Source organism: Sphingomonas sp. S2M10 (genome assembly GCF_012650175.1).
In the GTDB taxonomy this organism is placed as follows: Bacteria; Pseudomonadota; Alphaproteobacteria; order Sphingomonadales; family Sphingomonadaceae; genus Sphingomonas.
The window spans coordinates 47906-61477 of sequence record NZ_JAAILI010000077.1 but is presented as its reverse complement, the minus strand read 5'-3'; the positions used below and the strand labels follow the sequence as shown (position 1 = coordinate 61477).

The following is a 13572-nucleotide window of genomic DNA, read 5'->3' as shown; positions in this document are numbered from 1 at the left end:
GAATCAAGAAAGGCGAGACCCTGCCGCGCCTTCCCTGCCCGCGTCAACCGGCGAGGAACTCCGCGATCGCGTCACCCAGCTCCGGCCGGGTCACCGCGCTCATGTGATTGCCCGGGATTTCGACGAACAGGCCATAGGGCAGCAGGTCCGCGACTTCCTTTGCCGAGCCATTGTCATAATCCTCGGCGCCCGAAATCACCGCGGTCGGCTGGTGGATCGCCGCGATGTCGTCGCGTGGCGTGTCGACAAAGGTGTCGAGGATGCGCAGCAGCGCGACCGGATCGCCCTTGGTGGTCTTGAGAAACGCCTCGGTCAGCCATTCGGAGCTGCCGCGCGCGAAGCTGCCGAGATTGGTCAGCACGCGGTGGAAATAGGCGCCGCGCCCCTGGGTCGCGACCAGCCCGTCCAGCCCCATGCCGGAGAGCACCACCTTGTCCGGCCGGGCCCCATTGGCGAGCATCCGCACCACGGTGCGTGCACCTAGCGAATAGCCGCCCAGATCATAGTCGGTGAGGCCCAGATGCGTGATCAGCGCGAAATTGTCGCGCATCAGCACATCGGGCGGATAGGCGGCGGGATCGTGCGGCTTGGCGCTGTGCCCATGCGCGCGCAGGTCCGGCATGATCACGCGGCGCCCGCGCGCGGCGAGCTTCCCCGCATGGCCATATTTGATCCAGTTGACCTCGGCGTTGGAGAAATAGCCGTGGATCAGCACCACGGGCCGCCCCTCCCCCATCTCGGTCCAGGCGATCTCCTGCCCGTCGAAGCTGGCGAAGCGGTGCGTTTCAGTCGGGTAGTCGGCCAAGTGCGTCCATCCATCGGTTAACGACGTTCGGGTTGTCCTCGATCCGGTATCGGGGCAGTGCGGTCGTGTCGAGCCACTGTTCGTGCATGCTCTCCACTGCATAATGGTGGCACGGCTGGAAGCGGCCCGGCGCATCGAAGCTGCCGATCGTCAGGTCGATGGTTGCGCCGTCGAGGAATTCGAAGGTCAGCGGCGTGCCGCACTCCCGGCAGAACCCGCGCTCGGCGATCGGCGAGGAGCGATAGCGGTCGGGCTGGCGCTCCCAGATGACGTCCGCCTTGGCCACGCCCTTGAATGCGATGGAAACCCCGCCGGTCGCGCGCTGGCACATGCGGCAATGGCAGAGATAGGCAGTGTCGTCCGTGAGCCGCACACGATAGCGGATCCGCCCACATTGGCATCCTCCGGTGACGTCCTCGCCCATCGCCTCGCATCCTTTCGCTTCGCGGATTGCGCCGCCTCTACGCAACGCACGACCTCCGTACTTGTCCGCATGCGGGAACGCGCCACCGCCGCCCGGGCCGCAACCGCCCTATAATGAATGCGGAGATTACCGCATTGAAGGCGCGCCAGTCGTCGCGGGGCCATTGTCACAGGATGAATATGCTCAAGCGATTCAACAACCTCCCGCTCGCCTCGAAGACGACGATCCTGACCATCGGCGGCATGCTGCTGCTCGCGATCGCGACGTTCTTCGTTGCGGACCGCGCGCTCACCCAGCGCGCAGCGCAGACGGCGGCGGAGCGGCAGGAGGTGAACATGCGCGTGGCCTGGAGCGTGCTGCATCAGTATGGCCGGGACTTCCGACTGGACGGCGATGACCTCTATGTGGGCAACCGCAAGCTCAACGCCTGGGACGCGCCGGTCGATGAAGTGAAGCGCCTTGTCGGCGGCACCGCGACCATCTTCCGCGGCGACATGCGCGTGACCACCAACGTGACGAAGCCTGATGGCAGCCGCGCGGTCGGCACGCCGCTCGCCCGCAACGCCGCGTACGAGACGGTGCTCGGCAAGGGCCAGACCTATCGCGGCAAGGCCGACATTCTCGGCAAGCAGTTCTTCACCGCCTATGATCCGATCAAGGATGCTTCGGGCAAGACGATCGGCATCCTGTTCGTCGGCATCCCGGAAAGCGACGTAATGGGCGCGATCGGCGGCACGCGCTGGACGCTGGCGCTGTCCGCGGCCGTCATCTCGCTGCTCGTCGCTGGCGCCGCCTGGTATGCCGGCCGCCGCATGTTCTCACCGATGGTGCAGATGACCGAAGCGATGCGCGCCCTCGCTGCCGGCAAGGTCGACATCGCCATTCCTGCTCATGCCGCCACCGACGAGATCGGCGCGATGTCGCAGGCGCTGCAGCATTTCCGCACTTCCGAGATCGCCCGTCAGCAGGCCGAAACCCGCGACCGCCAGGCCCAGGCGGAGCGCGAACATGCGATGGATTCGCTCGGCCAGGCACTGGCAAAGGTCGCCGGAGGTGATCTCACCGCCGATATCGGGCACGACTTCCCGGCCGATTACGAGAAGCTCGCCACTCATTTCCGCACCGCGATCGGCAGCCTGCGCGAACTGATCGGCACGGTGCTGGAGGGCACCGCCTCGATCCGCACCGGCTCGCAGGAAATCGCCAGCGCCTCCGAGGATCTCGCGCGCCGCACCGAAGCCAATGCAGCGAGCCTGGAAGAGACCGCGGCCGCGATCACCCAGATGAACCAGCGCATCGATGCCACCGCCACCGCCGCGGGCGTGACGGTGGAACGCGCAGACCAGGCGATCGGCGTGGTCGGCTCGGGTCGCTCGACCGCCGACGAGGCGGTGCAGGCAATGACCCGTGTTTCGGACAGCGCCAAGGGCATCGACAGCGTCATCGAGGGCCTCGACAAGATTGCCTTCCAGACCCGCGTTCTCGCGATGAACGCAGCCGTGGAAGCCGGTCGTGCGGGCGAGGCCGGTCGGGGCTTCGCGGTCGTCGCGGACCTCGTCTCCGCGCTGGCGATGCGCGCCGAGGAAGAGGCGAAGCGCGCGCGCGACCAGCTTACCGTCACTCAATCCGAGGTCGTGGTGGCGCGCGGCGCGGTCGAGCGGGTCGACAATGCGCTCGCGGCGATCGTCGATACGGTCGGCGAAGTCCATCAACTGCTCAGCAGCATGGCGGCAGACAACCGCGCCCAGTCCAGCGCGATCCGGGAGATCAGCACCGCGATCAGCGAAATGGATCGGGCGACGCAGCAGAATGCGGCGATGGTCGAGGAAACCTCGGCAGCCGCGCGCCAGCTCACCGATCAGGTCGCCCGCCTCGATGCGCATGCCTCGACCTTCCGCACCGGCGGACAGCAGGCCCCGCTACGTCGCCCCGTGCTGCCCTCGCACGCCGGCGCCGCGGGGACGCACGGGGCTACCCGCGCGGTGCCGGTGCAGGCAATGGCCGACGGGGACGACTGGGCGAGCTTCTGACTTCTCCGATCCGAGCCTTCGTTCCGCTTGGGCCCAAGGCTCGGCCGGCATCTGTTTCCCCGTCCGCCGCTAGCGCGTACGCGCCGCCGTCAGCGCGACATGCTCGAGCCGGGCACCGGGCAGTAACTTGCACCCGGTTTCGATTGCCGCCTTGGCCGAGGTCTGCACGCCGCTGGCGGCGTGGAGAAGAACCGTGGATTGCGCGAGAAAGACGATGACGTCTCGTTCTACGGGCGCGGTGCCGAACGCGCGCAGCGACCGTCGTGTATCGTGGGTCGCGTACACCACCATGGGTGGCCGATGGCCGCCCACACCATCGCTGATCAGCCGGTTGATCCTTTCACGATTCATGCGCGCCAGATCGTACACATAGCTGCCATGCACCGGCCCCGCCGAGACCGGCATGTCGTCAGACAGTTTGGTAAAGCGCCTGGCGCACTGTTCCACGGTTTCCGGCTTGGGCGCGCAGGCCGACCCGAAGCACGCGAGCGTTATCCATCCTACGTACCGCCATTGCTGCATCAGCCTCTCCGACACCGGCGATGGCCGACGAACGCTCGAGCGCGGCCCTACGGTCCGTGCACCACGGCGCTGACGTTTGTAGCTCGGGATCGACATGCGGGGCGTCTCCCGTGCCAGAACCGCCGCCTGGTCGGCGCCTGGGCACACCGCATGAAAAAGGAAAAGCGCGCCGGCATGGCCAGGCGCGCTTTTTCGTTTGCTGCTGGACTCGAAGCGGACCGACGGACGGTCCGCCCTTGTCAGGCCTCAGCGCGACGCGAGATGCTGCCGCTGGCTCAGATACCGAAGCCCCGCTTGGGCAATCGCATGCGAACCCGATGTGCGATCGGTCGTGACCGTCATCAGAACGTCGTCCTTCTGGAGCACTTGCTCGTACAGCGAGCGCGCCTCCTCGGTACGGCCGGTCGCATAATAGACGGCGGCGAGGTTCAGCTGCACTTCTGGGCGCTGGTCGAACCGCATCTGGGTACGGAGCTTCTGCTCAGCCGTGGAATAGGAACCGATCATGATTTCCCGGGCCGCGAGGCTCGAATCCTGCGCCATCGCCGGCGTGACAAGACCCAGAACCGACATCGCGGCCGTTGCTACAAGTTTGATCGACATGCTGCTCTCCTTCTCGCCATTACACCAGAGTTTCACTTTTATGACATCTGGATGACGGATAAGTGACATGTTGACGACAGCGCTGCAACCCTGGATTTTCGCCTAGGCGTCCCCCCTCGGATCTGCCCTGACGCGTGCCCGCAGCAGCAGCCCCTCGAGACGTGTCGGCGATTGGCGAATGCGGCTCGGTCGCATGGCGGCTGCGCTCGACGATCCTGGGTACGCCGCCCGGCTGTGCATCCCGATCGCTGATGCCGCCCCCCGCCTCAAGCGCCCAAGCTTTTACGGGCCACATTGCGGTCACGCGGCGTCAACCCCAGTCAGGGCATCGATCAGGGAAGAGCCGGGGCGCCCGCGCGGTCGCGCCACATGACCAGCGGACGCTTTGGCGAACGGCACAAAAAAAGGCGGCCCCGAGGGGCCGCCTTCCCAAAATACTCTGACCGCACTGCGGATCAGAAATCGTTGCGGTACTGCTCGTTGCCGACGAAGCCGAGCTTCGTGACGTTCGCGCGCTTGATGATCGCCAGCACGCGATCGACCACATCATACTTCGCCTGCGGATCCGGCTGGAAGTGCAGCTCGGGCTCCGGCGAGCGCTGCAGCGATGCATCCAGATACTGGCGGAGCATCACGTCGTTGATCGGCATGCTGTTCCAGAAGACCTGGCCTTGCGCGTCGATATAGACCTTGTTCTTGTCCGGCTCCACGGGCGGCGCGTTGTTGCTGCTCGGCTGCGGCAGGTCGACCTTCACCGCATGCGTCTGGACCGGAATGGTGATGATGAACATGATGAGGAGCACGAGCATGACGTCGATCAGCGGCGTCGTGTTCATGTCCATCATCGGCTCGCCGTCATCACGGCCTGCGCTCATTGCCATTGTCGTAACTCCTTAAGCGAGGCCGTTCAGAGCCGGGCGTTGCCCGAACCGGGCTCCGGTTCCGAGATGAAGCCGACCTTCACGAAACCCGCCATCTGCATCGTGTAGATGGTGCCGCCGATGCAGCGATAGGGCGTGTTGACGTCGCCGCGGATGTGAACCTCGGGAAGTTCGAGACCAGCGGCATTCGGGCCACCCTGACGATCGATCTCAGCCTTCAGCTTGGCAACCGCGCGGTCGAGCAGTTCGGTGTGGTTCACTCGGGTCAGACCCCAGTAGATCTCACAACCGTCCGAGCTACCCCTGACCGAAAGCGAAACATTCTCCGGCTTGGTCGTGGTCGGCTCGAACTGCACCTTCGGCAACGCGAGGTCGATCGTCTGGACCACAACGGGAACGGCGATGAGGAAGATGATCAGGAGCACCAGCATCACGTCCACGAGGGGCGTGGTATTGATGTCCGACATCGGTGCGTCGTCGCCGCCGCTGCCTGTGCTAATCGCCATTGGGCGTTATCCTATCCTCTTGTGCGCCGGATCGTGATCCGGCGGCAGGGCTGCACCACGTGCGCAGCCCTGCGACCTTGGTCTTACGGGCGGGTCGGGGTGCCGCCGGTCTGGCCAGCGGTCGTGGTCGCCGGCTTCGCAGCAGCGACAGCGGCCGGCTTCTTCGCGGCAGCGGCGGTCGCCGGCTTCACGCGGCCGTCCGAGGCCAGGTAGCCGAGGACGTCGTTCGAGAACGCATTCAGGTTCTCGGCGATCGCCTTGTTGCGGCGCTGCAGGAAGTTGAAGGCGAGCACGGCCGGCACGGCGACGACGAGGCCGAGTGCGGTCATGATGAGCGCTTCACCGACCGGGCCGGCGACGGCGTCGATCGAAGCCTGACCGGCCGAACCGATCTTGATGAGCGCGCGGTAGATGCCGATCACGGTACCGAACAGACCGATGAACGGCGAGGTCGCGCCGACGGTCGCGAGGAAGGCGAGACCGCCGCTCAGCGCCGAGTTAATCGAACCTTCCGAGCGAGCCAGCGAGCCGTGCAGCCAGTCATGCGCTTCGACGGGATCGGTCAGCAGCTTGTACTGCTCCTGCGCTTCCAGGCCATCGTCGACGATCTGGCGATAGGCCGAGTTCTTCTCGAGCTTGGCAGCGCCCTCGCGGAGGTTGGCCGAGCTCCAGAACGTGGCGCGCACGCGCTTCGCCTGGTTGATGATCTTCTGCTGCTCGAACAGCTTGGTGAAGAGGATGTAGAGCGACACGAAGAGCATGAGCACCAGGATGGTGAACACCGACTGCGAGATCAGGCCGCCTTCCTTCAGCGCCTGCTGGAGGCCGTAGGGGCTTTCGCCGCCCTTAGCTGCGGCGGCACCGGCAGCGAGAATGGTCGTGAGCATTTTGGGTCTTTCCTCTAAAAGATTGCTTCTTGCGCAAGCCGGTCCGCGCCGGGCGGACCGGAAACCGGAGAATTACTTCTGGATCTGCCACCTGAACCGGTTGCTGTACGCAGCCGGAATCTTGTTGCCGCTTGCGTCCTCAGCCGGATCGAAGCGTGCACGCCGCTTGAGCAGGTTGCAGGCCGTGGTGTCCAGGCGGCTGGAGCCGCTCGACGACGTCACGGTGCACGACACCACCCGGCCCGACGCGTCGACGTCGAGACGGAAGCCGGTGACCCCTTCTTCACCCGCGCGCTGGGACTCCGACGGATAATCGTCGTTGGTCACCCAGGAGCCCGGCGACGACCGCGGCTTGAGAGCCTTTGCGATCCGCGGCGGTGCCGGCGGTGCCGGCGGTGCCGGCGGCGCGGGAGGCGCTGGCGGCGTGATCGGCGGCGGCGGCGGGATGATGTTGGTGGTGGCTACCGGCGGCGCAGGCGACACCGACTGCACGATGGCCGGCGGCACCACGACCTGGGTCGGGGGCGGCGGCACCGGCGTGTCCGGCGGCGGCGGCGGCGGCGGAATTTCCTCCGGCGGGGGCGGCGGCTCTTCGACCTCGAAGGTCTTCAGCTCTTCCGCCTTCTTCTTGATATATTGGTATGCCAGACCTGTGACGAAGGCATAACCCATGCCAGCCACGATGATAGCGACGATTACGATCGCTACCACACGACTGCCACTTACATTCCGGTCAGCGTAAGCCATTCGGCAACGTCACTCCCTCTAATCCTGCTTGCGACCCTGGCCGGCTGGCAGCCGCGCACAAGTCCGCTCGCCTCGGGTCACACTGCGCCCCTGATGGCGAGAGCACCGAGTCTGTATCGTGGGCCTTCCGACGACGCAAACTCTTTGTCGGACGAATTGGTCGTACAATGCGCCCGTGGCAGAATTATTTCTGTATAAGATCGGCACAATCCGGTACCGGCACGGGCATGAAACATGCCCTACCTCTGCTGTTTTGTTGCGCTGCGGCATTGCCGGCGCTTGCGCAACCCGCTCCACAAACCGCGCAAATCCGCCAAGAACCGCAAAGTGGCTTACCCAGTTATGCCACCGTGGCGACGGCAATTGTCGGCGCACCGCTGGTGATCGACGCCCGTATCGGCGACGTGATCCGGATCAAGGAAAATGCGGCTCCCGATCTCGCGGCGGGACGCGCCCGCCTCTACGTCACGGCCGATGTCCTGGCACTGATTCGCGGTAGCAGCGCGCTGCCGACCCGGATTTCCTACCTGGCGGACGTGCCCCTCGATTCCCGCGGCAAGGTGCCCAAATTGAAGAAGCAGCGCGTGTTGCTGTTCGCGCGTGCCGTGGCCAACAGGCCCGGCGAGGTGCAGCTGACCGGTATCGACAGCCAGTATCTATGGACACCCGAACTGGATGCGCGGACCCGCGGCATCATCCGGGAAGTGCTGGCAAGCGATGCCCCGCCGGCGATCACCGGCATCGGCAACGCCTTCCACGTGCCCGGCGCGCTGCCGGGTGAGGGCGAGACCCAGGTTTTCCTCAAGACCGCCAACGGCGCGCCGATTTCGCTGCAGATCCTCCGACGGCCCGGCGAAAGGCCGCACTGGGGGGTCTCGCTCGGCGATATCGTCGATCCCAACGCCGGAGCGCCGAAGCGCGACACGCTGGCCTGGTATCGCCTCGCCTGCGGCCTGCCCAAGACATTGCCGGACAGTGCGGTGAATGCCGAGACTTCCGACAATGCCGAGGCCGCGCGCCAAGACTACCAACTGGTGCTACGCGACCTGGGCCCCTGCGCCTAGCGGGAACTTCCGCCGCCGGTGCTCAGCGCCGGTGGCGGACGAGCGTGATTCCGATCGACTCGTCGGCCTCTGCGATGGCCAGCTTCACGATCCGCACCTCGACCCGGCGGACTCGCGCGTCCGAGACGAACAGCGTCTCGCAAATATGGTCCGCCACTGCCTCGATCAGCGTAAAATGCACGTCCTTGGGCAGCGCGTCGGTCGCGGCATGCTTCAGATCGATATAGCTTTTTGAGGCGCTGAGCGGTGTCTCCGGCAGGAATCGCTCGGGCAGATCGAGATCGGCAATGACGGAGATGCGCAGCGGCTGCGGCAGATGAGTCTCCTCCGAATATACTCCGGTGAGCACTTCCACCTCGAGGTCCATGACCTGAAGCTGCAATGAGTCGGGCAATCGAGCGGCCTTTCCTGGAGCGAAACAGGCGCGCGCCATAGCAGATCGCACCGCGCGCGAAAGCCCGGGGACAACCATGCAGATTCTGCATGTCCATTGTCGAAATCCGCGCTTGCGCTCCGCTCCAGCCACGCTAAGGCGCGCGCCTTTCGGCATGGGGCCGAGGCGGGGAAGGATTCGCGGTGGTTCAGATGGTTGCCCTCGATGCGGTCGATCCGCACGCCGTCGAGGCGCTGCTCGATCGCGCCTTCGGGCCTGGGCGGCATCTGCGCACCGCCTATCGCATCCGGCAGGGCACCCAGCCGATTCGCCCGTTCAGTTTTGCCGCGTTGACCGAAGATGGCAAGCTCGCCGGCACGATCCAGAGCTGGCCGGTGGCGCTGGCCAGCGATTCGGGCCCGATGGTGCCGCTCGTGATGGTCGGCCCCGTCGCGGTGGAGCCGGGGCTGCAGCAGGGCGGGATCGGCCGCCGCCTGATGCAGGAAACCCTCGACGCGGCAGACGTCAGCGCCCTGCCGGGCTCCGAGGGGCTTATGCTGATCGGCGACCCTGAATATTATGGTCGCTTCTTCGGCTTTGACGCGAGTCGCACCGCCCGCTGGCGCCTGCCAGGTCCGTTCGAGCCGCGCCGCCTGCTCGCACGCGGCGGTGCCGTGCCGAGCTGTTCGGGGATGCTCGTTCCGCGGCTCCGCAAGGTCGCCTGACCCGCCGGGGGTTCGACAATGCCGCCCGGCGCGCTAATGGGAAGGCCATGCCGAACACCCCGCCCCCCGATTTCGCCAGCCTATCGCTCGCCGAGATCGCCCGGCTGGCCGAGGAACATCGGCTGCCCCCCGTCGAGAGCTGGAACCCCGCGCACTGCGGCGACAGCGAGATGCGCATCGCTCGCGACGGCACGTGGATTCATCAGGGAAGCCCGATCGGGCGGCCCGCGATGGTGCGGCTGTTCTCCACCATCCTGCGCCGCGAATCGGATGGCAGGTTCGTGCTGGTCACGCCGGTGGAGAAGCTCGACATCGCCGTCGAGGACGCGCCCTTTGTCGCGGTAGAGCTGAAGGTCGAAGGCGAAGGCGAGGCCATGCGGCTCGCCTTCCGGCTGAATACCGGCGACGTGGTGGTGGCAGGCCCGGACCACCCGCTGCGCATCGAGCCGCGGGACGATGGCCCCCATCCCTATGTTGCGGTGCGCGGCGGGCTCGACGCGCTGATTGCGCGCAACGTCTATTATGAGCTCGCCCAGCTTGCCCTCGCGCAATCGGACTCCCCACCCGGCGTGTGGAGCCAGGGCATGTTCTTCCCGCTCGAGCCCGCTGCATGAGGCTTGCCGAGCAACTCCGCCGCGCACTGGCCAGCCGGCCGGCCCAGGCGACCACGTTGCTGCCGGGCGACCATGCCGTCTACGACCCGGCGCAGGTGCCGAGTGCGGCGGCCGTGTTGCTTGCGGTGACCGACCGCGACACGCCGGGTGTGCTGCTCACCCGCCGCAACGCCCATCTACGCCGCCATGCCGGGCAGATCGCGTTTCCCGGCGGCCGCATCGACCCCGAGGACAGAGATCCCGTCGACGCCGCCCTGCGCGAAGCCGAGGAGGAGATCGCCCTGCCCCGGCGGCTTGTCGACGTGGTCGGCATGGTGGAGGAGTACCGCACGGTGACCGGCTACCAGGTCACCCCGGTGATCGGCGTCGTCCCGCCCGACCTGCCCCTCGTCCCATCAGAAGCGGAGGTCGCCGAAGTGTTCGAGGTGCCGCTCGCCTTCCTGCTGGACGAAGCCAACCATCAGAAGAAGCACGCGCTCTATCAAGGACTTGAGCGCCAATATTATGAGATCATGTGGAACGACTATCGGATCTGGGGCGCCACCGCGGCGATGCTGGTCAACCTCTCGCGGCGGATGGCATGGCCCCGCTGATATTGCCGGAAACCGACTGGCGCCACCGCCCGGGCCTTGACGCGCTGACCCGCGTGCTGGGCGCCGCCGAAGGCCTTTCGAGGTTCGTCGGCGGTGCGGTGCGCGACGCGCTGCTCGACATCCCCGTCGCGGATCTCGATCTCGCCACCTCGCTGACACCGGAGGAAGTGCTTGCGCGCCTGCGCGCCGCCGCCATTCGCGCCGTGCCCACGGGCCTTCAGCACGGTACCATCACCGCCGTGCTCGAAAGCGGCCCGGTGGAGGTGACGACGTTGCGCCGTGACGTCTCTACCGACGGCCGCCACGCTACCGTCGCGTTCACCGACGACTGGCGCGAGGATGCCGCACGGCGCGATTTCACGATCAACGCCCTCTATGCCGATCCCGAGACCGGAGCCCTGTACGACTATTTCGGTGGGCTGGAGGATCTGGCGGCGCGGCGCGTCCGCTTCATCGGCGATCCGCTGCAACGCATCGCTGAGGATCACCTGCGCATCCTCCGCTTCTTTCGCTTCCTCGCCCGCTTCGGCGATACGCCCGATGCCGCCGGGCTGGACGCCTGCACGGCCCGCGCCCGCGACCTGATGGCGCTCAGCCGCGAGCGAATCCGCGACGAGTTGCTCAAGCTGCTGGTGGCGCGCGATGCGGTGGGCGTGGTGGCGCTGATGCTGGCGCGCGGAATCCTGGCGCCTGTGGTGCCGGAGATCGCGACGGCCGATAGGCTGGCCGCGCTCGCCACGCGGGAAGCGCGGCTCGGTGCGACGCCTGATCCGGTGCGTCGCCTCGCAGCCCTCCTGCCCCGCGATGCGACACTGGGCGACAGCATCGGCGCCCGCCTGAAGCTCTCCAACGCGCAGCGCAAACGCCTGATACTTGCCCTCGGCGACGGCGGAACCGACAATGCTCGGGCGCTCGCCTATCGGATTGGCCGCGAGGCAGCGGAAGACCGCCTGTTGCTGGCAGCCGCGAGCGACGAGGAAGCGGTGCAGGGCTGGTCCCAGCTCGCAGGCTGGGAGATCCCGCGCCTGCCGATGAGCGGCGGCGCCCTGGTTGAACGCGGCCTTGCCAAGGGGCCGGACGTCGCGCGCGCGCTGCGTGCCGTCGAGGAACAGTGGATCGCAGAGCGCTTCCCCGATGGCGCGCGGGTCGACACGATCGCCGACGCCGTCGTGGCTCAGGCCTTGAACGCCTCGATCAGCGCGAAGGCGGCATCGCCGGGGACCGGCCGGGAATAATGATAGCCCTGGCCGTAGGTGCAGCCTAGCGCGCCGAGAGTCTGGGCGAGCTCAGGCGTTTCGATGCCCTCGGCGGTGGTCTGCATGCCCAGCGCATAGGCCAGGCTTAGGATCGCGCGGATGATTGCCACCTTGTCGCGATCGGCGAGCATGCCGGTTACGAAGCTCCGGTCGATCTTGAGCACGTCGATCGGCAGCTTCTGCAGATAGGCGAGGTTCGAATAGCCGGTGCCGAAATCGTCCATCGCCAGCGTGGTGCCAAGGTCCTTGAGCGCCGACATGGTCTGGGCGATACGATCGGGATCGCTGACGATCGCGCTCTCGGTCAGCTCCAGCGTGAAGCGCGAGCCCGGCATGTTGTGGCGATCGAGCGCGGTCTTCACCATCGCGCCGATCTGATCGCGCTGCAGCTGGATCGCCGACAGGTTCACCGCGATCTTCACGCCGCTATTGCCGCCGGCGCGCGCGTCCCACGCCGCGAGCGTGCGCGCAGCCTCTTCCATCGCCCAGCGGCCCAGCGGCACGATCAGGCCCGATTCTTCGGCCACGGGGATGAAGGCGTTGGGCGAGATCGACACACCCTCGTCGTTGGTCCAGCGAGCCAGCGCCTCGAACGAGGTGATGCGGCCGGTACCCAAATCGCAGATCGGCTGGAAGTTCAACGTCATGCAGCCATTCTCGATGGCGCGGCGCAGTTCCGTCTCGATCGCGAACTGCTCGCGCGCCAGATCGAAGGCGCGGGTATGGTAGAATTCGGTGTGGCCGCTCTTCTTCGCCCGCCGCACCGCCAGCTGGGCATTGCGCACCAGATCCTCGGGATCCCCGTCAATGTCCTGGCCGAGCGCGATGCCGATCGAGCAATCAATGCGGATCTCGAAGTTGGAAAGGCGGAACGGGTTGGTGAAGGCTGCATGCACGCGCTTCGCTACCTGCACGGCATCGTCGGCACCGTCGTCCAGTGCCATCAGCACGCCGAATTCATCGCCGCCGATCCGCGCCAGCATATCGCGTCCGCGCAGCGCGCCCTTGATGCGGCGCGCGACCGAGATGAGCAGTTCGTCCCCCGCCAACGCACCCATGCACGAGTTGACGCGGCTGAAGCGATCGAGATTGATCACCAGCACCGCATGACCGGCGGCATGCCCCTCGCCGATGCATGTTTCCAGTTCGTCCGAGAAACCGCCGCGGTTCGGCAGGCCGGTCAGACTGTCCGTCGCCATTTCGCGGCGCAGGCTCTGCTCGGTCCGCAGTTCCGACGTCTGGTCGACCAGCGTGATCAGGCAACGCGGTTCTGCCGCCGCGCGGCGCGCGAGCACGACGCGGAAGTGCCGGCTGTCGACCTCGCCGCCAAACCGCCAGGCAATTTCCTCCCGCTCGCTTTCCGAGGCGAGGAACTGGCCGATGCGCGCGCCGAGCAGCTGGACCACCGGCGATTCCTGCGCGGTGCAGCCAAGCCCGGCGACCCGGAATTGCGCGTTGACCGCGGCGAAGACGTAGCGACCGTCCTGGATCTCCAGCACCGCCGCCGGGATCGGCATCAGCTCGAGCAGCCCGTCGGTGCCG

The 13572-nt window shown here is 66.6% G+C and carries 16 protein-coding genes; 6 read left to right on the top strand and 10 right to left on the bottom strand.

Annotated elements, in window-relative coordinates; all coding sequences use genetic code 11:
• Window positions 1-43: 43 nt before the first annotated feature.
• Window positions 44-805, bottom strand: coding sequence for an alpha/beta hydrolase (locus tag S2M10_RS17905; RefSeq protein ID WP_168847238.1), 762 nt, complete (start codon window positions 803-805; stop codon window positions 44-46).
• Entirely contained in the window at window positions 786-1229 is a 444-nt protein-coding gene (locus tag S2M10_RS17900) for a GFA family protein (protein WP_168847237.1), read from the bottom strand. The genes S2M10_RS17905 and S2M10_RS17900 overlap by 20 nt, the downstream gene beginning before the upstream one ends.
• Window positions 1230-1408: 179 nt before the next feature.
• On the opposite strand from S2M10_RS17900, the gene S2M10_RS17895 reads away from it, so the two are divergent.
• Window positions 1409-3259 (top strand): cache domain-containing protein, encoded by a 1851-nt coding sequence (locus tag S2M10_RS17895; RefSeq protein ID WP_247650901.1) that lies wholly within the window; start codon window positions 1409-1411, stop codon window positions 3257-3259.
• Window positions 3260-3328: 69 nt separating this feature from the next.
• Here the strand turns inward: S2M10_RS17895 and S2M10_RS17890 are convergent, their stop codons facing one another.
• The 6 genes from S2M10_RS17890 to S2M10_RS17865 all read right to left on the bottom strand — a co-directional run bounded on the left by S2M10_RS17890 (window position 3329) and on the right by S2M10_RS17865 (window position 7405).
• Entirely contained in the window at window positions 3329-3781 is a 453-nt protein-coding gene (locus S2M10_RS17890; protein ID WP_168847235.1) for a hypothetical protein, read from the bottom strand.
• 246 nt (window positions 3782-4027) lie between these two features.
• On the bottom strand, window positions 4028-4384 hold the full coding sequence (locus tag S2M10_RS17885; RefSeq protein WP_168847234.1) for a tetratricopeptide repeat protein: 357 nt from the start codon (window positions 4382-4384) through the stop codon (window positions 4028-4030).
• Between the two features lie 455 nt (window positions 4385-4839).
• Window positions 4840-5265: a biopolymer transporter ExbD gene (locus S2M10_RS17880; protein ID WP_168847233.1), complete on the bottom strand. Its 426-nt coding sequence runs from the start codon at window positions 5263-5265 to the stop codon at window positions 4840-4842.
• Between the two features lie 26 nt (window positions 5266-5291).
• On the bottom strand, window positions 5292-5771 hold the full coding sequence (locus S2M10_RS17875) for a biopolymer transporter ExbD (protein ID WP_168847232.1): 480 nt from the start codon (window positions 5769-5771) through the stop codon (window positions 5292-5294).
• A gap of 83 nt (window positions 5772-5854) precedes the next feature.
• Window positions 5855-6658: a MotA/TolQ/ExbB proton channel family protein gene (locus tag S2M10_RS17870; RefSeq protein ID WP_168847231.1), complete on the bottom strand. Its 804-nt coding sequence runs from the start codon at window positions 6656-6658 to the stop codon at window positions 5855-5857.
• Window positions 6659-6730: 72 nt separating this feature from the next.
• Window positions 6731-7405 carry an energy transducer TonB gene (locus S2M10_RS17865; RefSeq protein ID WP_168847230.1) on the bottom strand — a complete coding sequence of 225 codons (675 nt, stop codon included), beginning with the start codon at window positions 7403-7405 and terminating at the stop codon, window positions 6731-6733.
• A gap of 227 nt (window positions 7406-7632) precedes the next feature.
• Between S2M10_RS17865 and S2M10_RS17860 the strand changes: the two genes are divergently transcribed.
• Window positions 7633-8469, top strand: a complete 837-nt coding sequence (locus tag S2M10_RS17860) for a hypothetical protein (protein WP_247650894.1) — start codon at window positions 7633-7635, stop codon at window positions 8467-8469.
• A 22-nt stretch (window positions 8470-8491) separates the two neighbouring features.
• On the opposite strand, the gene S2M10_RS17855 is transcribed toward S2M10_RS17860, so the two are convergent.
• Window positions 8492-8863, bottom strand: a complete 372-nt coding sequence (locus S2M10_RS17855; RefSeq protein ID WP_168847229.1) for a dihydroneopterin aldolase — start codon at window positions 8861-8863, stop codon at window positions 8492-8494.
• Between the two features lie 182 nt (window positions 8864-9045).
• On the opposite strand from S2M10_RS17855, the gene S2M10_RS17850 reads away from it, so the two are divergent.
• The 4 genes from S2M10_RS17850 to S2M10_RS17835 are packed head-to-tail and all read left to right on the top strand — an operon-like array spanning window position 9046 to window position 12009.
• Window positions 9046-9567: an N-acetyltransferase gene (locus S2M10_RS17850; protein ID WP_348770634.1), complete on the top strand. Its 522-nt coding sequence runs from the start codon at window positions 9046-9048 to the stop codon at window positions 9565-9567.
• A 47-nt stretch (window positions 9568-9614) separates the two neighbouring features.
• Window positions 9615-10181, top strand: coding sequence for a DUF1285 domain-containing protein (locus S2M10_RS17845; protein ID WP_168847228.1), 567 nt, complete (start codon window positions 9615-9617; stop codon window positions 10179-10181).
• On the top strand, window positions 10178-10774 hold the full coding sequence (locus tag S2M10_RS17840; RefSeq protein ID WP_168847227.1) for a CoA pyrophosphatase: 597 nt from the start codon (window positions 10178-10180) through the stop codon (window positions 10772-10774). The genes S2M10_RS17845 and S2M10_RS17840 overlap by 4 nt, the downstream gene beginning before the upstream one ends.
• Window positions 10762-12009 carry a CCA tRNA nucleotidyltransferase gene (locus S2M10_RS17835; protein WP_168847226.1) on the top strand — a complete coding sequence of 416 codons (1248 nt, stop codon included), beginning with the start codon at window positions 10762-10764 and terminating at the stop codon, window positions 12007-12009. Before S2M10_RS17840 ends, S2M10_RS17835 begins: the two co-directional genes overlap by 13 nt.
• Here S2M10_RS17835 and S2M10_RS17830 read toward each other — a convergent pair.
• On the bottom strand, window positions 11949-13547 hold the full coding sequence (locus tag S2M10_RS17830) for a bifunctional diguanylate cyclase/phosphodiesterase (protein WP_211091127.1): 1599 nt from the start codon (window positions 13545-13547) through the stop codon (window positions 11949-11951). The genes S2M10_RS17835 and S2M10_RS17830 overlap by 61 nt on opposite strands.
• Window positions 13548-13572 lie beyond the last annotated feature (25 nt).